This window comes from Alphaproteobacteria bacterium US3C007 (assembly GCA_034423775.1).
Lineage (GTDB): Bacteria > Pseudomonadota > Alphaproteobacteria > Rhodobacterales > Rhodobacteraceae > Thalassovivens > Thalassovivens spotae.
Genome location: CP139918.1, coordinates 3,504,934 through 3,525,174, shown reverse-complemented (window position 1 = coordinate 3,525,174; position 20,241 = coordinate 3,504,934). Strand labels below are relative to the sequence as shown.

The 20,241-nt window shown below is 51.2% G+C and carries 18 protein-coding genes; 11 read left to right on the top strand and 7 right to left on the bottom strand.

Annotated features, from left to right (window positions below):
- Positions 1 to 19: 19 nt before the first annotated feature.
- Positions 20 to 997 carry an NADPH:quinone oxidoreductase family protein gene (locus tag UM181_16875; protein WQC62953.1) on the bottom strand — a complete coding sequence of 326 codons (978 nt, stop codon included), beginning with the start codon at positions 995 to 997 and terminating at the stop codon, positions 20 to 22.
- A 191-nt stretch (positions 998 to 1,188) separates the two neighbouring features.
- On the opposite strand from UM181_16875, the gene UM181_16870 reads away from it, so the two are divergent.
- Both UM181_16870 and UM181_16865 read left to right on the top strand, forming a co-directional pair.
- Positions 1,189 to 2,307 carry a hypothetical protein gene (locus UM181_16870; GenBank protein ID WQC62952.1) on the top strand — a complete coding sequence of 373 codons (1,119 nt, stop codon included), beginning with the start codon at positions 1,189 to 1,191 and terminating at the stop codon, positions 2,305 to 2,307.
- 795 nt (positions 2,308 to 3,102) lie between these two features.
- The gene (locus tag UM181_16865; protein WQC62951.1) at positions 3,103 to 4,164 is read left to right on the top strand and encodes a fatty acid desaturase; all 1,062 of its coding nucleotides are present in this window, start codon (positions 3,103 to 3,105) and stop codon (positions 4,162 to 4,164) included.
- Positions 4,165 to 4,250: 86 nt separating this feature from the next.
- Here UM181_16865 and UM181_16860 read toward each other — a convergent pair whose 3' ends face one another.
- Positions 4,251 to 5,171, bottom strand: coding sequence for an SMP-30/gluconolactonase/LRE family protein (locus UM181_16860; GenBank protein WQC62950.1), 921 nt, complete (start codon positions 5,169 to 5,171; stop codon positions 4,251 to 4,253).
- 225 nt (positions 5,172 to 5,396) lie between these two features.
- Here UM181_16860 and UM181_16855 point away from each other — a divergent pair, with 225 nt between their 5' ends.
- Together UM181_16855 and UM181_16850 are read left to right on the top strand one after the other, a co-directional pair.
- Positions 5,397 to 6,383: a TIM barrel protein gene (locus tag UM181_16855; protein ID WQC62949.1), complete on the top strand. Its 987-nt coding sequence runs from the start codon at positions 5,397 to 5,399 to the stop codon at positions 6,381 to 6,383.
- Positions 6,380 to 7,255 carry a PfkB family carbohydrate kinase gene (locus UM181_16850; GenBank protein ID WQC62948.1) on the top strand — a complete coding sequence of 292 codons (876 nt, stop codon included), beginning with the start codon at positions 6,380 to 6,382 and terminating at the stop codon, positions 7,253 to 7,255. Before UM181_16855 ends, UM181_16850 begins: the two co-directional genes overlap by 4 nt.
- 6 nt (positions 7,256 to 7,261) lie before the next feature.
- Here the strand turns inward: UM181_16850 and UM181_16845 are convergent, their stop codons facing one another.
- Both UM181_16845 and UM181_16840 read right to left on the bottom strand, forming a co-directional pair.
- Positions 7,262 to 8,104 carry an amidohydrolase family protein gene (locus UM181_16845; GenBank protein ID WQC62947.1) on the bottom strand — a complete coding sequence of 281 codons (843 nt, stop codon included), beginning with the start codon at positions 8,102 to 8,104 and terminating at the stop codon, positions 7,262 to 7,264.
- On the bottom strand, positions 8,101 to 9,138 hold the full coding sequence (locus tag UM181_16840; protein WQC62946.1) for an aldo/keto reductase: 1,038 nt from the start codon (positions 9,136 to 9,138) through the stop codon (positions 8,101 to 8,103). The genes UM181_16845 and UM181_16840 overlap by 4 nt, the downstream gene beginning before the upstream one ends.
- Before the next feature lie 104 nt (positions 9,139 to 9,242).
- On the opposite strand from UM181_16840, the gene UM181_16835 reads away from it, so the two are divergent.
- From UM181_16835 to UM181_16820, 4 genes are all read left to right on the top strand, one after another.
- A complete protein-coding gene (locus tag UM181_16835) occupies positions 9,243 to 10,055 on the top strand; it encodes a BtpA/SgcQ family protein (GenBank protein ID WQC62945.1) in 813 nt (270 codons plus the stop codon).
- Positions 10,052 to 11,140, top strand: a complete 1,089-nt coding sequence (locus UM181_16830) for a M20/M25/M40 family metallo-hydrolase (protein WQC62944.1) — start codon at positions 10,052 to 10,054, stop codon at positions 11,138 to 11,140. Before UM181_16835 ends, UM181_16830 begins: the two co-directional genes overlap by 4 nt.
- Positions 11,141 to 11,144: 4 nt before the next feature.
- Positions 11,145 to 12,629 carry an FGGY-family carbohydrate kinase gene (locus UM181_16825; protein ID WQC62943.1) on the top strand — a complete coding sequence of 495 codons (1,485 nt, stop codon included), beginning with the start codon at positions 11,145 to 11,147 and terminating at the stop codon, positions 12,627 to 12,629.
- A 213-nt stretch (positions 12,630 to 12,842) separates the two neighbouring features.
- Positions 12,843 to 13,520 carry a GntR family transcriptional regulator gene (locus UM181_16820; protein WQC62942.1) on the top strand — a complete coding sequence of 226 codons (678 nt, stop codon included), beginning with the start codon at positions 12,843 to 12,845 and terminating at the stop codon, positions 13,518 to 13,520.
- Between the two features lie 59 nt (positions 13,521 to 13,579).
- Here UM181_16820 and UM181_16815 read toward each other — a convergent pair whose 3' ends face one another.
- From UM181_16815 to UM181_16805, 3 genes are all read right to left on the bottom strand, one after another.
- On the bottom strand, positions 13,580 to 14,497 hold the full coding sequence (locus UM181_16815; GenBank protein WQC62941.1) for a carbohydrate ABC transporter permease: 918 nt from the start codon (positions 14,495 to 14,497) through the stop codon (positions 13,580 to 13,582).
- A gap of 3 nt (positions 14,498 to 14,500) precedes the next feature.
- Positions 14,501 to 15,610, bottom strand: coding sequence for a sugar ABC transporter permease (locus tag UM181_16810; GenBank protein WQC62940.1), 1,110 nt, complete (start codon positions 15,608 to 15,610; stop codon positions 14,501 to 14,503).
- Positions 15,611 to 15,683: 73 nt separating this feature from the next.
- Positions 15,684 to 17,318 carry an extracellular solute-binding protein gene (locus UM181_16805; protein ID WQC62939.1) on the bottom strand — a complete coding sequence of 545 codons (1,635 nt, stop codon included), beginning with the start codon at positions 17,316 to 17,318 and terminating at the stop codon, positions 15,684 to 15,686.
- Positions 17,319 to 17,558: 240 nt separating this feature from the next.
- Between UM181_16805 and ugpC the strand changes: the two genes are divergently transcribed.
- The 3 genes from ugpC to rbsK all read left to right on the top strand — a co-directional run bounded on the left by ugpC (position 17,559) and on the right by rbsK (position 20,182).
- The gene (ugpC, locus tag UM181_16800) at positions 17,559 to 18,635 is read left to right on the top strand and encodes a sn-glycerol-3-phosphate ABC transporter ATP-binding protein UgpC (protein WQC62938.1); all 1,077 of its coding nucleotides are present in this window, start codon (positions 17,559 to 17,561) and stop codon (positions 18,633 to 18,635) included.
- A 191-nt stretch (positions 18,636 to 18,826) separates the two neighbouring features.
- On the top strand, positions 18,827 to 19,276 hold the full coding sequence (locus UM181_16795) for an RbsD/FucU domain-containing protein (GenBank protein ID WQC62937.1): 450 nt from the start codon (positions 18,827 to 18,829) through the stop codon (positions 19,274 to 19,276).
- A gap of 3 nt (positions 19,277 to 19,279) precedes the next feature.
- Positions 19,280 to 20,182, top strand: coding sequence for a ribokinase (gene rbsK / locus UM181_16790; GenBank protein ID WQC62936.1), 903 nt, complete (start codon positions 19,280 to 19,282; stop codon positions 20,180 to 20,182).
- The last annotated feature ends 59 nt before the right edge of the window (positions 20,183 to 20,241 follow it).

The following is a 20,241-nucleotide window of genomic DNA, read 5'->3' as shown; positions in this document are numbered from 1 at the left end:
TTGTAAATTTTCCCGACAATTATGTTGTTTTGAGCACAATTTTACCCACGGCTTTGCGGTTCTTTAGATCGTTTAACGCCTGTGCGGCCGCTTCTAATGCATAGATCTTCGAGGCGTAAGGTTTCAGCTTCCCATCTTCATACCATGCAAAAAGCTGTTCAAAATTGTCATTATCTTCTTTGGTGTAATTAAGCCGAAATGCACCCCAGAACACGCCAACGATCGAACAACCTTTCAAGAGCGCAAGATTGACGGGTACTTTGGGGATGTCGCCCGAGGCAAAGCCAACAACAAGAACGCGCCCGCCCCAAGCTGTTGATCTGAGCGCGGCTTCAAACATGTCTCCGCCAACGGGATCATAGACCACGTCAACGCCTTTTTTGCCGACGATCTCCTTCAGCGCGCTGCGCAGATCTTGCTGCGAATAGTCGATTAAGTGATCGGCGCCGGCGTTTTTGGCCGCGTTTAATTTTTCTGCCGAGCTGGCGGCTGCGATGACCGTGGCGTTCATTTGTTTGCCGATTTCAACGGCGGCTAACCCAACGCCGCCGCCGGCGCCCAGGACCAATAGTGTTTCGCCGGCTTGCAATTGCGCGCGCTGTTTCAGCGCGTGCATCGAGGTGCCATAGGTCATGGTAAACCCGGCTGCAACGGTGCTTGGCATAGAGCTGGGGCGTGCAATCAGATCTTCGGCTTTGCATAGCGTTTGCTCTGCAAACCCCCCCGATAAGGTCATACACATCACAGGTTGACCCAGCAGATCTTGCGAGACCCCATCGCCGACGGCATCCACAATCCCGGTGACTTCGCCGCCCGGTGCAAAAGGCAGGTCGGGCTTGAACTGATATTTATTTTCAATGATCAGCGTATCGGGGAAATTTACGCCGCAGGCCTCAGTCGCAATGCGCACCTGACCCGCTAAGGGGGTAAGGTCCGCGACCTCTTTGAGCACCAGATCTTCTGGTGGGCCAAATTTTTCGCAAAGCATGGCTTTCATTTTATTTCCTAAGTTTCTTTACAGTGGAGGAATGGGCTTTGATTTTATGTGTTATAAACCAGCTTTGGCGTGAATCATAGAAGCGGAACGATTTAGAATTCTAAAACTGTTGATTTTGGCAACGCTCATTTTCTTAATTGTAATGCAATGGCTTAACCGTTAGCGTTTCGATTAGAATGGGAGGGTTAACAATGAAAAAATTATGGGCAGTGCCTTTACTACTTGCTGCGTCACATGCAACGGCCGGAGGGTGGGAAGCCAGCACACTCGACACGTCATTTATGTACCAACAGGGCAATTATGCAGAAGTCGGAACCGCATCAATTACCTATGGTGTAAAAGCTACTACGCAAGCAAATACAGCCAAAACAAAAATGGCTAAAAATCAAACGCGAACGGCGTTCGCGTTTAAAACCGATGTTGGCGGTATAACGCTAGGTTTGGCTCGCTACATGTCTGGTGCCATTCAGCTAAGTGGAAGCGATGCAAGTTTGGCTACCTGTGCTACTATCTCAGCAACGTGTTCGGTCGTTCCGGACGCTGACGTAACTGTGAATTCTTTGGCATTGTTAGCTAAATATAAGTTAAACGATGAATTTTCCTTAATAGCTGGAGCTAACCAATATTCTATCGCGTCGGGCGCCACAGTTACGGCCTTGACAGGGCATTATGAGGTTTCAGGTGATGCTACGGTACCAACTTTTGGTGCGGCTTACGAAGTGAGTGATATAGCTTTACGCGTTGAGTTGTTGTCACAATCCAAAACCAAAGTCTCAAATTTCAAAGCCCAATCTAAAGGTGGTGCCGTTACTTCTCTGACGGATGTTACGGGCGAAACTATGAGTATTCCTCAAAGTATAAAGCTTAATTTCCAAAGTGGAATAGCGGCAAATACTCTTTTGTTTGGTTCTATCCATCAGGCTTCATGGAAAAGTGCACAAATAGAAATACCCCAATTAGGTGCTGGAACTCTACTCGGTGGAGTTGATGGAATCAGCAGTGATTTTGCCAATCGGACGACTTATTCAATTGGTGTAGGGCGAAAGTTTACTGAACAAATGTCAGGGCTGATTTCTTATGCTACTGAGGCTGGCGGTGGGAAAACCACAGCCGACCCGTTTACGTTACGAAACGGGTATCAGTCGATAAGTTTGGGTGCACGTTACACCACAGGTAATATGACGATTAGCGGAGGGTACAATTATACTATGCCCGGAGACGTTGACCTTGCTCATGTATCTGGACTTACAGCATCCTACAAAAACAATACCGTTTCGGCGGTTGGCCTTAAGGTTGGATTTTCATTCTAACGATTTTAACAATGTTGTTTCTGGTACTTGTTAAGGCAGCTAAAGCTTTTTAGCTGCCTTAATTTTTAACGGTTTTTTGCCGGGGATATGTTATCCCTATCGTGTGCGGTGGTTCTTTAATGAATATTAACGGTCGTCCAATGCGCACTTCGGACACTAAAATAAGTCTTAATATTTCGAAATACATGTATGCATTTTCTTGTACCAATTGAACTGGCCGAATGGCCGATAGCTTATATTCAAAATTTTAATTTCAAAATGGAAGTTGCAGCCTCGATATAATCCCTGTGTCAATCATGTTAAATGGTGACGCTCTAATATTTGCACACAGAGTTATCCACAGGATCGTTTGGTTTAAAATTGCCGGGCCTTTATGCAGGGGTTATCTTGTAAGGCATTGCTTTATAATGATTTAATATATTTACATGCAGCTTAATGCAATAATTTAATTTATGGCATGATTATTGCTTTCTTTTATTATACACAACATAAAATATTCCACTTAAACGTGCATCTAAATTCGTATATTAAAATTTAATCCATTTAAAATAAGTAAAAATACACGTTTTAAGTGTATATTATTTATGCCTGCGCTCGGTTTTCTTGATTGATGGTTTGCTTGAAAAGGCGTGTCTGCTTCGGCGCGCTGCCATAAAACGCCAGATCTGACTGTCTCAAAAAAGCGATGGGTTATTTTAGAGGCCGGATTGTTTTTTTGAACTGGCTCTCAACAGAATAACGCGTAAGCTACACGCTATACAATCATCTTTAGATGAAAGATTGGGGGGCGACAGGATGCAGCGTGATTATAGCCTTTTGGGAGAAAACGGGCGTAATGCGGTTGAAACGGGGTTGGCTGCAGCAGAGTGGTATCACTCGGATGTGTCTCGAAAAGACATGAAAGCCTTGATGAAGCGCTCGGATGGGCCTGCGCTGCGCGATACAGCCATTCTATATGGCTTGATGTTCTGTTTTGCGCTGGCCGGTATTGCGCTTTGGCCCAGCCTTTGGTCGCTGCCATTTTGGCTCGCCTATGGGGTTTTATACGGATCTGCTTCGGATTCGCGCTGGCATGAATGCGGGCATGGGACCGCCTTCCGAACGCCGTGGATGAACGATGTGGTCTATCATATTTCGAGCTTCATGATGGTGCGCAACCCCTATACGTGGCGGTGGAGCCACGCGCGCCATCATACCGATACGTATATTATTGGTCGCGATCCTGAATTGTTGATGATGCGCCCCCCGGCTTTGGTCAGCATTGTTATCAACTTTTTTGGGCTGATTGACGCCTATAATGGCTGGGCGCGGATGTGCCTTCACGCAAGCGGGAAGCTGCATCCTGAGGAAGCTTGCTATGTGCCTGAGGTCGAAGCCAAAAAGGTTATCCATGTTGCGCGGATTTGGGTGGTGATCTATACAGCAACCGGTGCGCTTGCACTTATTTTGTGGTCCATTCTGCCCTTGATGGTGATTGGATTGCCGCGGCTATATGGCGCGTGGCATCACGTGATGACGGGCGTGTTGCAGCATGGCGGATTGGCAGAAGATGTTTTGGATCACCGTTTAAACACGCGCACGGTCTATATGAACCGGATCAGCCGGTTTATTTATCTGGATATGAATTATCATGTAGAACATCATATGTTTCCGATGGTGCCATATTATCGCTTGGCGCAGCTGCATGCGTTGATAAAGGATGATCTGCCGGTCCCAAGCCCATCAATTTATGCCGCATTTAAAGAGATGTTGCCGGTTCTGAGGCGTCAGGTGACGGATCATAATTTCTTTTTAAAGCGTGAATTGCCGGCGTCTGCGCAACCCTATCGAGACGCGTTTCACACGGTTCTTCCATGACAGCGCGTGGCGCTCATGATCTGGCCCGCATTTCTCAAAAGAATGATTTCTATGCCTTAAATTTAGATTGACCCAAGGCAATTACGTTAGGCGCCGTTGACATTGAGATAGGCCGCATAAAGCGAGGTGGTGCCTGCGATAAACAACCGATTTCGGGCAGCGCCCCCGAAACATAGGTTGGCGACCATTTCGGGAATGAGTATTTTTCCGATCAAAGTGCCATCTGGATCATAGCAATGCACGCCATCCGCCGCAGAGCTCCAAAGCCGGCCCGCATCGTCAAATCGAAATCCATCGAACAAGCCTGCGCTGCATTCGGCGAAGACCGTACTTTCGCTCAGCGTTTGCCCGTTTTCGCCAAGGTTAAATTTGCGAATATGTTTTGGTCCGTTTTCCGCATGCGACGCCCCCGTATCAGAGATGAATAACGCGGTTTCATCTGGGTTAAACGCCAAACCATTGGGTTGCATAAAGTCGCGGGTCACTTGTTTTATATCGGATGTCTCCGGATCAATTCGATATACATGACAGCCGCTTTGTTCGGCCGGTGCCCGGCGGCCCTCATAATCGCTTAAAATGCCGTATGTCGGATCGGTAAACCATACAGATCCATCGGATTTCACCACCACATCATTGGGTGAGTTTAGCTTTTTGCCGTTAAATTCATCTGCCAAAACCCGGATCGATCCATCATGTTCGGTGCGCGTGACGCGCCGCGTGAGATGCTCACAGGTAATCAAGCGCCCCTGTTGGTCAATCGTATTGCCATTGCAATAATTTGAGGGTCTGCGAAATACGGACATGCTGTCATCCGTATCATCCCAACGCAAAAGACGGTTATTGGGAATGTCTGAGATCAAAAGATAGCGTCCAGCGGCAAACCAAACCGGGCCTTCCAGCCAGCGCGCGCCGCTCCAAAGCCGTTCAACGCGCCCATGCCCGGTTAAGCAGGCGTCAAAGCGGAGATCAATCGTTTTAAACCCCGTTCCTTGAACTTCACCATACATCACTATTTCCTTAATTACTCTGTTTTTGCGCCACGTGGTGGCAAATGGCCCGTGGCGCGAGAAAAGTCTCTAAAGATAAGCACAGATTATTTTGCGGATCAAAGCTTTTAGCGCCTGATGGGTTCAGCTAGGGCAATTCGCTGCGTCTTTGTTTGGTCACGGGTTCAGATTGCTAAGTTTCGGGGCCAGTGTTAGCCTTCGCTCAGCAGAAGAAACGGGGGATAAATGAAAACCGGCAGCGATATCAAATTTGCGGGGCGTTTGAACGCTTTTAAAATCGGGGCAGAGGCGTACTGGCCTGGAAAAAACAAAATTACTACGATTGACCTGCTGACGCGCGCGGCAACCGCAGGGCTCAACGCTGCTGATCTCAATTACCCGGATCATTTTGCCGATGTATCGATGCAAGATTTAAAGCATCTGTTTCAAGATCAACAGATCGTGTTGAACGGTTTGGCCATGCGCTATTACACTAATCCGGGTTTCAAGCTGGGCGCGTTTACCAATCCAGACCCAACGGTGCGCCGCGCTGCGATTGATGAAACGAAGGCGGGCTTGGATGCTTTGGCAGAACTTGGCGGGTCTTTGATGACGCTCTGGATGGGGCAAGATGGGTTCGATTATTCCTTTCAGGCCGATTATTCCAAAATCTGGGATGATACGGTTCAAGCGATCGCCGAGGTGGCGGATCATAATCCAGATATTGAAATTGCTTTAGAATATAAACCGAATGAGCCGCGGGCTTTCGCGCTTATGCCGGATGGTGCAACCACGCTTTTGGCGCTTAAAGAGATTGGCCGCGCGAATACCGGCGTAACGTTAGATTTTGCGCATGTGCTTTATGCGGATGAAATGCCGGCCTTTGCGGCCAGTTTGATTGCGCGGCATTCGAAGCTGCTTGGAGTTCATTTAAACGATGGCTATGGCAAATGGGATAATGGGTTGATGGTGGCGGCGGTGCATCCGATCCAAACGGTTGAGCTTTTGGTTGAACTGCAACGTTTAAACTATCACGGCGCGTTGTATTTTGACACATTCCCCGACCATTCCGGCTTGGATCCTGTTGCCGAAGCCCAGAGCAATATTGCCGCAATTCACAAATTACTGCCTATCGCCGCCCGTCTGGCCGATAATGCCGATTTGCAGCGGGCGATTGCCCAGCAAGATGCGCCCAATGCGATGCGCATCGTTCAGGGCAGCCTCTTCGCATGACGCGGCTCTGCGTGCTTGGGGCTTTGCATTGGGATGTTTTGGTGCAAGCACCCAATTTACCGCAGCGCGATGAAACGGTGCGCGGCAGTGAGGTGGCGTATGATTTTGGCGGTAAAGGGGGCAATCAGGCGGTTTCTGCCCAGCGCAATGGCGCCGAAACCTATTTCGTAGGCCGCCTTGGCCAAGATGAGTTTGGCAAGAGTTTATTGCGCGTTTTGCAAGAGTCTGGCTTGGATCTGTCGCAATTGCAGCAAGATGCCGGGGCCAGTGGGATGAGCGTAGCGATCCTGGAGACGGGCGGCGAATACGGCGCGGTGATCGTCTCTGAAGCCAATTTGCGGATTGATGCAGCGCAAGTGTCGCTTGACGCGGAGACTGGCCTGCTTTTGCTGCAAAATGAAATTCCCGAGGCGATCAATTTGGCACTTGCGCAACGCGCGCGCGCAAACGGCAGCGAGGTTTGGCTGAATGCTGCGCCAGCCCGCGAGATTGGGCCGGCGCTGATGGGACAGCTGGATGTGGTGATTATGAACCGTGTCGAAGCGCAGTTCTATCAAGCCTTTTTTTCTAACCCTGCCTATCAGAGATTAACTAAGATCATAACCAAAGGGGCGGATGGGCTTGATTTGATTTTGCCCGATGGCGCCTGCCAAAGCTTTCCTGCTTTTGAGGTGCCGTCTTTGTCTTCGCATGGGGCAGGGGATGTTTTTGTTGGCGCCTTGGCGGCGCAGCGGCTTGCGCAGATCCCTTGGGAATCTGCGCTTAGATATGCCCAAGCGGCGGCGGCGCTGCACGTCGCCACGCCGCGGCACCAGCGTTCGGAGATCACCCCTAGCGACATAAAAGCCTTAATACAGAACAGCGCGCTTTAGGCCGCGTTATCGCAAGTGATAAAAATTTCGGGCATTTTGCGCAAACACCTTCGCTTGCTCGAGCGGCGTTAAATGCGAGGTGAGGCTTTGGGCTGCGCTTAACCAAACGTCATATTCGCCTTGAAGGCGGCAGACCGGCCAGTCTGAGCCCCACATCACGCGATCGGCCCCAAAGCTTTGCAATATGTGATCGGAAAATGGCTTTAAATCGGCTTTTGTCCAGCCCTCGCCCGCTTCGGTGATTAAGCCTGATAATTTGCAATAGCTGCTGCCAATATTGGCCAGAGCGGTGATCCCTTCAGCCCATTTTGTCAACGCGTCTTGTCCGCCCATAGCATCGCGAATTTGCGGCTTCATACAATGGTCATATACCGTTCTCATTTCAGGATACCGCTTCGCCAGCGTTAAAAAATTCGGCAAATGTTGAGGGAATCCAAGCGCATCAAAGCTCAGATCGAGCTGACAGATGCTTTCGAAGGCCCATTGGATATCCGCCCTGAGCATCCAATTGACATCGGGTATATCTTGGATCATCGGGCGCACCCCTACAAACTTTGGATGCTGCGATAATCGCGCGAGCGTTTGGCGTTGGCTGGGGGTTTCAAAATCGACCCAGCCAACAACGCCTAAAATGGCATCGCAGCCATCTGCCAAGCCCAGCATATATTCGGTTTCTTCCACGCTGGGCGCCGCCTGAACAAGGATGGTGCCGCCAATATTGTGCCGCGCCAGGATCGGCAACAGGTCTTTTGGGGCATAGGCTCTGTTCAGCGTTGGATTATCTTCGGGCATCCAGCCGTAATCGCCGCGCAGGGGGTGCCAAAAATGTTGATGTGCATCGATGATCATCTGGGCGGTCCTGTTGGTGCATCTGGGTGCATCAGCCCGGCGGATTTTAAGTTGGTCCAAAGTTCGCTTGGAATGTCACATTGCAAAGCTGCAATGTTCGAGCGCGTTTGCTCTGCGCTTTGCCCGCCTGGAATGACGGCCATATGCGTGCTGTGCAAGAGCGGAAACTGGATCGCCGCAGCGATAAGAGGAACGTTAAATTGCGCGCAAATCACCTCGATTTTGGCAACTTTCTCCATAATATGGGCAGGGGCAGGATCATAGTTGTAAAATGCGCCGGGTACGGCTCCGGTTGCCAAAATACCCGAATTATAAGGCCCCCCTGTAACGATGCCGATTCCGCGCGCTTCGCAGAGCGGTAAAAAGCTTTCCAAGGCCTCCTGCTCTAACAGCGTATAGCGCCCGGCCAACAAGAAGAGATCAAAATCACCCCGCTCGGCCAAGGTTTGGCATACTTCCCATTCATTCACCCCGCCCCCAATGGCTTTAATGACGCCTTGATCGCGCAGTTCAAGCATCGCCGCATAGCCTTTTTCGTCAAAAAAACTATCGATACGTGCATCCGAGGCCTGTTTTGATCCATGGGTGAAAACGCATAAGTCATGGACATATAAAATATCAATGCGGCTAACGCCAAGCCGCTCAAGTGAAAACTCTACCGAGCGCATGACCCCATCATAAGAATAATCATATTGTTCTTGGCGCTGGGGCACGTCGAACCATTTCCCCAGCCCCGTGCGCGCTTCAGGAGCGCAGGGTTTCATGATCCGCCCGACTTTGCTTGACAAAAGATACTGATCCCGCGGTTTATCGCGTAAAAAACCATTCAATCTGGTTTCGCTTAGACCCAGCCCATAAAGGGGGGCTGTATCAAAATAGCGCATTCCGCTTTCCCAGGCTTGATCTAATGTTGCCCGCGCTTCAGCGTCAGAAATCGCTTTGTATAAATTTCCCAATGGCGCGGTGCCAAAGCCTAATTCGGTGAAATTCAGACCGCCCGTTTTATGCCGATCCCAGTGACGCGTGTTAAGCATATTGGTTCTCCTTGTTTGCAAGAAGTTTAGCGAGTTTTCTTTTGCCTGCACAGATTTTAATGGCTAAGCTTTTGGCAATTAGTTCTTTTTGGAAGGCCGCAGGCATGACACGATTTTCTACGCTGTTTCAAAAGCCCAAACCGGTAATTGCAATGGTGCATTTGGGGGCTTTGCCTGGCAGCCCTCTTTATGATGCTGCCGCTGGGCTTGAGGGGCTTTTAAGCGCCGCGCGCGCCGATTTGATGGCGCTGCAAGCGGCTGGTGTTGATGCGGTGATGTTTGGCAATGAAAATGATCGCCCCTATGAGTTTCAGGTTGACCCTGCCTCAACGGCTACGGCGGCCTATGTGATTGGGCAGTTGCGCGCCGAAATTACAGTGCCTTTTGGTGTGAATATGCTGTGGGATCCACGCGCTTCGGTGGCGCTTGGGGCGGCAACCGGCGCGGCCTTTATACGCGAGATCTTCACCGGCACCTATGCGTCTGATATGGGATTTTGGGCGCCAGATGCGGGTGATGCCATGCGTTATCGTGATCGCCTTGGGCGCTCGGATATGCTGATGTTGTTCAATATTTCGGCGGAGTTTGCGCATTCTCTCGATCAGCGGTCTTTGCCCGATCGGGCGCGCAGCGCCGTGTTTTCTTCGATTCCCGATGCGGTTTTGGTCAGCGGCCAAATCACCGGCGAGGCTGCCGCCCTGTCCGATCTTGAGGCTGTGAAAGCAATTTTGCCAGACACCCCTGTTTTGGCCAATACGGGGGTAAAACACGAGACGGTGGCTGATGTGCTTCGGGTCGCGGATGGCTGTATTGTCGGTTCTTCGTTAAAACGCGATGGCGATACTTGGAACAGCGTTGATCCTGCCCGAGCCTTAGATTTTATGGACCGCGTCCGAGTTTTAAGGGGGCGCATGTGAAAAATCGTATAAAACAGGATTTACAGGCCTTGATGCTGGTGCCGGGCTTGTCGGGCTATGAAGAGCGTGTGGCACGCTATCTGAAAAAGCAACTGCAGGGGCTAGGGCTTTCAACGCGCAGTGACCGGTTGGGAAATCTATTGGTTCAGTTTCCAGGAACCGGGCCCAAGGTGATGTTATTCACGCATATGGATCAATTGGGATTCGTGGTGCGTAAAATAGAAGACGATGGATTTTTGCGTGTTGAGCGTTTGGGCGGCGTGCCCGAGCGCGCGCTGGCAGGGCAACCGGTCTTGGTCTGCGTTGGCGAGGGACGCGATGTTGCTGGCGTTTTTGCAAATAAAAGCCATCATGCCACCTTGCCCGAAGAAAAGTATAAAGTTCTCCCATATTCCGAGATGTATATCGATTTAGGTTTTAGCTCGGCCGCTGACGTTAGGGCGGCAGGCATCAATATTGGCAGCCCGGTTGTTTATTTTCCCAAAACGCAGGCGTTAAGCGCCGACCGGGTGGCTGGAACCAGCATTGATGATCGGGCGGGCTGCGCGGTTTTGTTAGAAGTTGCGCGACATTTGGCCGAGCGCACAGCCGGACCACCCGTGGATATTGTGTTCACCGTTCAAGAAGAATTTAACCTGCGCGGGGCTTTGCCCATGGCGCAACAGCTTTGCCCTGATATTGCAATCCAGCTTGATCTTATCTTAGCGACCGACACGCCTGATATGCAGGGGCGCGGCGATGTGGCTTTGGGCGCCGGCCCGGCGATGAGCATGTTTTCCTTTCATGGGCGCGGCACCCTGAACGGGGTTATACCGCACCCAAGCTTGGTGGCGCTTTTTGATCGCGTTGCGCAGGATCTTTCGCTGCCGTTGCAGCGCAGCGCGCATATCGGCGCCTTAACTGACCTGTCTTATGTGCAGCTGGTAGGCGAAGGGGTGGCGGCTTTGGATCTGGGTTTTCCGATGCGATATTCACATTCGCCCTCTGAGCTGTGTGATCTAAATGATTTGGCAGGGTTGAGCAGGCTTTTGATCGCGGGTTTGCAGCGCATTGATCCGGCATTTTCATTGCTGCGGGGAGAATAGCGTAATGCGCTATACATTAGGGATTGATATTGGCACTTATGAAACCAAAGGTGTTTTGGTTGATGAACGCGGGAAGGTGATCGCGCAAGCGGGGCGCGCGCATAAAATGTTGGTGCCGCAACCGGGCTGGGCAGAACATGATCCCGAGCAAGATTGGTGGGGCGATTTTTGTGTCGTTAGCCAAGCCTTGTTGAAACAATCGGGAATTGATCCGGCAAATATTCTTGCGGTTGCTTGCAGCGCGATTGGGCCCTGCATGCTGCCCGTGGATGCGCAGGGAAACCCGTTGATGAACGGGGTGCTTTATGGGGTGGATGCCCGCGCTGAACGCGAGGTGCGCGAGCTGACAGAGCGCATTGGTGAAGAGGTAATCCTGAGCCGCTGCGGAAATGCGTTGACGTCGCAATCTGTGGGACCAAAAATTCTTTGGCTCAAGCGCAATCGAGCTGATCTTTATAATCAAACCGCTCGGATTTTAACTTCAACCAGCTTTTTAGTGCATCGGCTCACAGGGCGCTATGTGATCGATCATTACACCGCCGCCAATTTTTCGCCGCTTTATGATGTGTCAACGCAATCGTGGATTGAGGATCTGGCAGATGATATCGTCGATTTGGAGAAATTGCCCGAGTTGCTCTGGTCAACCGATATTGCGGGTTACGTTACCAAATCTGCCGCGCAGGCAACAGGGCTTGCCGAAGGCACACCGATCACGTCTGGCACCATAGATGCTGCGGCTGAGGCGGTTTCGGTTGGGGTAAATACGCCTGGCGATATGATGGCGATGTATGGTTCAACCATATTTATTATTTTACGTACAGCGCAGCGCGTTTGCGATCCGCGTTTGTGGTATGCGCCTTGGTTGTTTGAAGGCGAACATGCCTCGATGGCAGGGCTGGCCACCAGCGGAACGCTCACGCATTGGTTTCGCGACCAGTTTGCCAAAGATTTGGATCCCGAAGAGGCTTTTCCCTTATTGGCGCTAGAGGCACAAGAATCGCCCCCCGGCGCCAAGGGCCTGCTACTTTTGCCCTATTTCTCGGGTGAAAGGACGCCGATTCATGATGCCAATGCCAAGGGCAGTTTTTTTGGATTAAATCTTACCCATACGCGGGGGGATATGTATCGTGCCTTGATTGAGGGCATTGCCTATGGAACGCGCCATGTCACCGATACATTTTCTGAAATCGGTCACCCTCCACACCGGTTATTGGCGGTTGGCGGGGGGACCAAGAACGCGGTTTGGCTTCAGGCCACCTCTGATATTTGCGGCTTGCGTCAGGAAGTGCGCAAAAATACGGTAGGGGCGAGTTATGGTGATGCGTTTTTGGCAGCTTTGGCCATTGGCCGGGTGAAGCGCACCGATATTGAGCATTGGAACCCAATAGCAGCGGATATCCGCGCGAATGCTGACCCGCGGTATGATCATAACTTTCAAATATTTCGAGATCTTTATGACGCGACAAAAGCCATCATGAAAAGGCTTTAACGTTTCCCAAAACCCTATGCTTTCCTTCTGAATTGATGAATTGGGTTGCGTGTGCGGCCTGGGAACGGTTGTGCCGCCATAGGTGACGTGTTAGGCCCACGCCCAGCGCGATGCCGCGCGGCTGGCTTGACTCATCAGGCTATGGCGCTAACATGTTAGCATATCACATCGTGAGGGCGGGTTTCTGAATTGGCAAAGTCAGAGACGAAAAAGTTGAAAACCATAGAGCCATCGCTAGGCTCTTTAACGCAACGCACCTATTCTACGCTGCGCGATGCGATCATCAATCTGCAATTCAAACCCGGAGAGCTGATCCGTAAAAGTGAATTATGCGCCAGCTTAGGGGTGTCACGCTCACCGATTTCTGAAGCTATAAGCCGGCTTGCTCAAGAGGGGCTTGTGGAGGTGTTTCCACAAGCGGGCACGTATGTGGCGCGTTTTTCGATGGATGAAATCAGGGAAGGGGCCTTTATTCGCGAGGCGTTAGAGCTTGCCGCGATTGAACGGTTGGGGCGTCAAATTTCGCAGGAGCAGATCGTGCTATTGCGACGCAATATCCGGATCCAAGAGGCGTTCGTGGCGGATGAGGATTTTCAAGGTTTTTATGGCTTAGATCGTGAATTTCACCAAATGCTTTTGGCATTTACCGGTTTTAAGAAATTGACATGGTTCGCAGAAACCGCCTGGGTGAATGTGGATCGCGCGCGCCAGCTTGTTCTGCCCGTACCGGGTCGGGTTGCGGAAACATTGACAGAACATCAGGCAATTTTTCAGGCCTTGCAACGGCGTAATCCAGCGGCGGCTCGCGCCGCGATGCAGGAACATTTGGGCAGATTGATGTCCTTTTTGACGCCCTTAGAAAAAGAACATCCTGAATTCTTTTTAGAATAAACGGCCGCGTCTGGTGGCTGTATTTGGGGCGTAGCCCTTAAGAGTACCCGAAGAATTTCTTATTTCACCGCGCCGGCTGCCATGCCTTTAATGATAAACCGCTCAAGCAAAATACCGATCACGATCAAGGGTAAAATCGCTGCGAATGACAGCGCGGCCATTGACCACCAAGAAATGCCTTGAGATCCGGTTTGGCTGGCTACCATTACGGGCAGGGTTTTGGCATGCGAAGAGGTGAGCAATGCTGCAAAGAAATATTCATTCCAAGTCAAAACCAACGCAATGATGAACGAGGCCACCATGCCGGGCAGCGCGATTGGCAGGATAATCGTGACAAACGCGCCCCATATAGAAAGCCCATCCACCAGCGCGGCCTCTTCCAGTTCAACGGGGATTGAGCCAAACTGATCGCGCATGATCCAGATCACGATCGGTAAAACCGTAAGCGTGTAAAGCCCGATTAACCCGATACGCGTATCCAGCAAATCCAATTCTTTGTATAAAACAAGGAAGGGCAGTGCCAACACCACTGGTGGCAAAATCAATTGCGATAGAAAGAAAAACGAAATGTCGGAATTGCGCATAAAACCAAAACGATAATTAAACCGGCTGAGGCCATAGGCGGTGCAGCTGCCTAAAATCACCGCCAGGGCCGAGGATCCGGTTGCTGCGATGGTTGAATTCCAAAATCGTTTTAAGAATTCTTCACGTACAGTGCTTTCTTGGAATATAGTTTCGGGCGATAATCCCAGCGAGCGCATGCCAAGCCATTTTGGTGTGAAATCCCACCAAGGGATTAGATTGCCCTTCATCACATCGGGGGCTGCTTTGAAGCTGGTGGTCAGCGTCCAATAGATCGGAAACAAACAAATCACCGCCCACAGGATCAAAACGCCATAAATCACCGCCCGATTAACCATCCAACTGGGGCGGAAGGCCAAATCTGACTTGCTATCTTTGAAAATTTGCGCGCTCATGTTTTAATATCTCGGCCGCATCCAGCGGTCTGCCAACTTCATTAGGATGGTCATCGCAATCACAATAATCACCAAATAAAAGATCGCCAAAAATGTGCCATAGCCCACATTTGAGCGGTCTCGATATTCGCGAAAGATAAAGCTGGTGACGCTGTCTGTCGCGCCGCCGGGCCCGCCTGAAGTGACATTGATAATCACATCAGCTAGTTTCAATTTGAAAATAATCCGAATTAAAATGGCGGTGATCGACACCGGCAGCATCAGCGGGAAGGTGATTTCCCAGAAGCGTTTCCAGGCCGGCGCGCCATCCACTTCCGCTGCCTCATGCAATTCTCTTGGGATCGCTTGCAAGCCTGCAAGGATCATAATCATCATAAAGGGAATAAACGTCCAAGCGTCCATAATCATAATCATTGCCCGCGCGATTTCCCCCGAACCGAAAAAGGAGGGACTGTCCCAGCCCAATTCGCGCGCAAGCCGTGAAATAGGGCCAAAGCGGATTTCCAGCATTGACTTGCCAATCATCCAGCTGACCGCGACGGGTGACAGCATCAAAGGCAGCAAGAAGGCCACGCGAAAGAATTTTCGACCCCGTATTTCTGAATTCAGCAGCAGCGCAAGCGCGAAAGCGATAATATATTCAGGAATGATGGCCAATGTGTAATAGACCATATTTTTCAAAGCGTTCCAGTAAAATGGATCGCTCCACATCTGCCATACATTCTCAAGCCCGTTAAATTGCCGCCCATTCGGGGAGGCTAGATTCCAACTTGAGAAGGCGATACCAAGCGCAAAGATAAGCGGAAATATCACCATTGAAACCACGAATAGCACCGCGGGCAGGATGAACAAACTGCGCTTTCCTTGCTCGCCCCGTAAGATCACTTGACCCCAGCATAGGCAGGTCGCCCATAGCAAATAGGCATATAGCGTGGGCCGCCATGTTTCAAAGCCGAGGGATAAAATGGCGCGGTGATCCAGCGTTTGAAGCAAAAGAACAACGCCCATCAGCGTCGCAGATCCCCAAATGATCATGCGGCCAAAGCGTTGCCGGCTGGCCGATATTTCATCGGGCATCACAATATGTAAATAATCGCCTTCTGAGTTACTCACTGCTGCCCAAACCTGATTTTAGCTCGTTTATGCGGGAAGGGCGGGTATACCCGCCCTTCCCAATACTATGATATTATAGACCAAGCGACGCTTTATACAGCTTAATCTGGCTATCGCGCCCGATTTGATCGGTGATCTTTTCCCAAGCTGCGGCGATCGCATCAGCGGTTTCTTGCGCCGATCCGTATTGGCCCGCATAGCCTTTTGCCAACTCATCTTCTGCAACAGAGTAATATTGGAAGATGCCCGGAATACGCGGTTCGATGGCGGCGTTTGGATGGTTGTAGCTATCTGCGTTCGATCCCAGATAATCCTCGATAAAGGCGCGGTCATAGCCCGCAGCTTCCCATTCATCATATTGGAAATGCGAGTTCCGATAAGGCTGAAAGCCCGATGGATAGGCAGACATCCAAAGCGAGATATCTTTGCCGCCCAAATGCGCTGCTGCGGACCAGGCCGCTTTGCGCTTTTTCTCATCGCCAGACACCCGCTTGGTGACGTAAACGCCCCAACCAAGATAGGCCATGTTAGGCGCCTCATTATAGGTGTCTTCCCAAGCGCCGCTAATCGAGTTGTAAACGCGATCCGAGCCAGGGTTCATGCCAAAGCCCACAACATCCCCGACAACCGAGGTATCTGAGGTGCGTGCGTTCGATCCAATATCGCCCCACCACATCAACATTGAGCCGGTGCCTGCCAAGAATTGTTGGAAGCCCGTTGTGCCAGGATCTGCGTTAATCTGGTCGGTGGGATAGGCGCCATCTGTGGCGATAAGATCCATCACATCTTGAATCGCCTGCACCCAAGCCGGGTTATTGACGCGCGGCTTCATGGTGTCGGGATCAAACAGCCAAGCTGGGTCATTAGGGTGTTTGGCATAAGCTGCAGCCCGGTTTTCTAAGAAATAGAACCCAAATCCCCCCCAGCCTTTCAGCGGATCAAGATATCCATGCGCTGGTAGACCGGTTAATGGATCTTCTTTGCCGGCCACATCTTTGGAAATCTGGTTGACTTCTTGCCATGTTTTGGGCGGGTTTGCGCGCCCAGTAACAGAGCCTTCGCCAAAGTAATCTTTACGATATGAGAAGGTATGGCAATCGCCATCAATGGTGATTCTGTAGGATTTGCCATCCCATGTGCCGACCGGCGGTTGGAGATACCCCACCAAATCATCAGCTTCAATTTGATCTTTTACCCAATCGGGCATTTCATCAAGAAGGCCTTTGCCAGCTGTGTCACCTTCGAATGGTGCGCCCATTTCGATAATATCAAAGTCAACGGTTCCGGTTGCAATCGCTTGCTGCAATCTGGGATTATAATCGGCTTGCGCCAGATCGATCCAATTGATTTTTGCCCCGGTATAAGCTTCCCATGGTTTTAAGAAACCGCGGAACAAAAAGTTGTGAAGGTTCTGGTTATTCAGGCCCATAAATGTCAGCTCGACACCCTCAAACTCACCCTCTGCAACCCGTTCTTTCGTTGGGCCTAAGCACATTCCGCCAACTTTTTGCCAATCGGCATCCGTGGGAGATCCCATGCCGACGCCAGGCACTTTGAGAATCTCGGCGCGCAGCGATGAATGGCTTCCCGCGAAGGCGGGCACAGCGCCCCCCATTGCCGCCAAGGCGCCCGCGCTTGCGGCCCCTTTTAAAACATTGCGTCGGCTCATTTTGCCGCGCACCATCTGATTATATAATTCGACTTTCACGTTTTCGTCCTCCCAATTTGTTGGCGCCCAACCGAATCTTCGCAACGGTCCAGCGCTTTGCTCAGAAAATAACCTTCCAACATCTCGAGCTGTGCCTCTTACCGGACAATGCTCTTATGAAACCATCTCAATGATCTATGCGTCTGTCAAGCAGCTAACATGTTAGCATGATCAGAGATGGACAGCTGCTTTCTCATGGTCTAGGTTTTTGGAAATATAATTTTATGGGAACCCTTTGAAATGGCAGAGGTCACGATTCGCAACTTGCGAAAATCATACGGAACCACCGAGGTTATTCATGGGTTGGATGTTGATATCAAAAATGGCGAATTCGTAGTGTTGGTTGGCCCCTCTGGCTGCGGTAAATCAACTTTGCTTCGGATGATCGCCGGCCTCGAGGGGATTTCAGAAGGGCAAATTTCAATCGGTGATCGCGTGGTGAATAACCTGCCACCGGCAGAGCGCGACATTGCAATGGTGTTTCAAAATTATGCGCTTTACCCGCATAAGACCGTTGCGTCGAATATGGCGTTTTCTTTGCGCATGAAAGGGATGGACAAATCTGAAATCAAGACGCGGGTTGATCGTGCGGCCGAGGTTTTGGGTTTAACACCCTACCTTCAGCGATATCCAAGGGCGCTTTCAGGCGGGCAACGGCAACGGGTTGCGATGGGCCGCGCGATCGTGCGCGATCCGCAGGTTTTTTTGTTTGATGAGCCGCTGTCAAATTTAGACGCGAAATTGCGCGTACAGATGCGGGCGGAAATTCGCGAATTACACCAGCGCTTAAAATCCACCACGGTGTATGTGACGCATGATCAGATTGAAGCGATGACCATGGCGGATAAGATCGTGGTGATGCAAAATGGCCATATCGAACAGGTCGGCAGCCCGCTTGAGCTTTATGACAGCCCCACGAATACTTTTGTAGCAGGATTTATTGGCTCGCCAGCGATGAATATGATTAAGGCTTCCGTTTCAATTGACCCGATTGCTGGCCCACAAGCGTTGATTGGCAAGGCCTGTTTGAACTTGCCCGCGGTGGCATCGCTCAAAGCCGGTCAAGAGATATTGATCGGTATTCGACCGGAAAATCTTTTGCCGGCGGCTGATGGTCTTGCCGGCGAAATAACCGTTATTGAACCAACAGGGTCGGAAACGCATGTTGTGGTGCGATCCGATGGTCAAGATTTTGTGTCGGTGCTGCGTGAACGCCCCGAGTACCAACCGGGCCAATCGATCAAGCTGTCAGCGGCGGCCGAAGATTTACACGTGTTTGACGCTGAGAGCCTGCTGCGCCTGAATGATCCGCGTTAGCCTGCACTTACGATATGCGCCGGATCGCGCGGTAAAAATTTGCCCGCTTCAGGGCTTGCAGGTGAAATGTAAGCAGTGCCATCATGCACAGAAGAAAATGGGACAAGAACGGTGCCCGCTGAAATAAGACACGCGCCAGATCGCTCGCGCGGGGCGGCGGGTAGGCAAAAGATCAGAGAAAGGATCCTAAAATGCTAATTGGGCTGAACCCACTTTTAAATGCAGATGTGTTATACGCCTTGCGCGCGATGGGGCATGGCGACGATCTCATCATTGCGGATACGAATTTTCCATCGGATAGCGTGGCCCGCGAAACCGTTTTGGGCGAGGTGCTACGCATTGATGCTTCTGCAGCAGAGGTGGTGCGGGCTGTGCTTTCTTTATACCCAATTGACACGTTCGTAGAGGATGCTGCTGCCAGGATGGAAGTGGTTGGTGCGCCGAATGAAATTCTGCCCGTGATGCAAGAAGTGCAGACTGAAGTGAGCGCGGTGAACGGACCGGCAGCCATGATGCCGATAGAGCGGTATGCTTTTTACGCGCGGGCAAAACAAGCCTATGCCGTGATACAAACCGGTGAGCGCCGGTTTTACGGTTGTTTTGCATTGCGTAAGGGCGTTGTGCCGCCAGATCAGGAGTAGATTATGGGAAACGTGGTTGTTTTGGGCGTGTTCGTCGCAGACACAGCTTATCGGGCTGACCGGATGCCGCGCATGGGCGAAACCGTTTTGGGCAATTCCTTTTCGCTTGGCCCCGGCGGGAAGGGATCGAACCAAGCCGTGGCGGCGGGACGCCTTGGCGCGGATGTTGCGATGATTAGCCGTCTTGGCCAGGATGATTTTGCTGAAATGGCGTTGAACACCTGGAAAGCAGCCGGTGTAACCCCTTACGTGACGCAAAGCCCTGATGATTATACGGGGGCAGCGTATATTTTCATTGAACATGCCACGGGTGACAATGCGATTATTATCGCCCCCGGCGCAGCGGCAAACATATCTGCGCAAGATCTTGAGGATCACGCTGACCTTATTGCGGCGGCGGATGTTTTTGTTACTCAGCTGGAACAGCCATTGGGCGCGGCGCAGCGCGGGTTAGAATTGGCCAAGGCTGCTGGTGTGACTACAATTTTGAACCCCGCCCCAGCGGTCGAGCTGCCCGCCGAAATGCTTGCCCTTTGTGATTACGTGACGCCGAATGAAACCGAAACTGAAATTATTACAGGATTGCCGGTGACCAATGAAGCAGAGGCCGCACAAGCCGCGGCCGCTTTGCATCAAATGGGTGTTAAAACGCCGATTATCACCTTGGGTGAAAAAGGTGCGTATTTACACGGCCACGGATTGATACCCGCCTTTTCGGTTGGAGAAGTTGTCGAAACAACCGGCGCGGGTGATGCGTTTAACGGGGGATTCGCCGCGGCTTTATCGGAAGGGTTTACCCCAGTTGAGGCGGTTCGTATTGGTAGCGCGACCGCGGGAATTTCGGTAACACGCGCGGGCACGGCCCCGGCGATGCCATCGCGCGCTGAGGTGGATGCGCTGCTTTGATAGCCGCCCTTTATGCTGCATAATTTTATCGGTTCGGGCCGCTGCGGTGTTCAGAAAAC

Excerpts from the sequence above, each read along its gene's own strand:
- UM181_16875 (WQC62953.1), bottom strand. The coding sequence starts at position 997 with ATGAAAGCCATGCTTTGCGAAAAATTTGGCCCACCAGAAGATCTGGTG.
- UM181_16870 (WQC62952.1), top strand. The coding sequence starts at position 1,189 with ATGAAAAAATTATGGGCAGTGCCTTTACTACTTGCTGCGTCACATGCA.
- UM181_16865 (WQC62951.1), top strand. The coding sequence starts at position 3,103 with ATGCAGCGTGATTATAGCCTTTTGGGAGAAAACGGGCGTAATGCGGTT.
- UM181_16860 (WQC62950.1), bottom strand. The coding sequence starts at position 5,171 with ATGTATGGTGAAGTTCAAGGAACGGGGTTTAAAACGATTGATCTCCGC.
- UM181_16855 (WQC62949.1), top strand. The coding sequence starts at position 5,397 with ATGAAAACCGGCAGCGATATCAAATTTGCGGGGCGTTTGAACGCTTTT.
- UM181_16850 (WQC62948.1), top strand. The coding sequence starts at position 6,380 with ATGACGCGGCTCTGCGTGCTTGGGGCTTTGCATTGGGATGTTTTGGTG.
- UM181_16845 (WQC62947.1), bottom strand. The coding sequence starts at position 8,104 with ATGATCATCGATGCACATCAACATTTTTGGCACCCCCTGCGCGGCGAT.
- UM181_16840 (WQC62946.1), bottom strand. The coding sequence starts at position 9,138 with ATGCTTAACACGCGTCACTGGGATCGGCATAAAACGGGCGGTCTGAAT.
- UM181_16835 (WQC62945.1), top strand. The coding sequence starts at position 9,243 with ATGACACGATTTTCTACGCTGTTTCAAAAGCCCAAACCGGTAATTGCA.
- UM181_16825 (WQC62943.1), top strand. The coding sequence starts at position 11,145 with ATGCGCTATACATTAGGGATTGATATTGGCACTTATGAAACCAAAGGT.
- UM181_16815 (WQC62941.1), bottom strand. The coding sequence starts at position 14,497 with ATGAGCGCGCAAATTTTCAAAGATAGCAAGTCAGATTTGGCCTTCCGC.
- ugpC (WQC62938.1), top strand. The coding sequence starts at position 17,559 with ATGGCAGAGGTCACGATTCGCAACTTGCGAAAATCATACGGAACCACC.
- UM181_16795 (WQC62937.1), top strand. The coding sequence starts at position 18,827 with ATGCTAATTGGGCTGAACCCACTTTTAAATGCAGATGTGTTATACGCC.
- rbsK (WQC62936.1), top strand. The coding sequence starts at position 19,280 with ATGGGAAACGTGGTTGTTTTGGGCGTGTTCGTCGCAGACACAGCTTAT.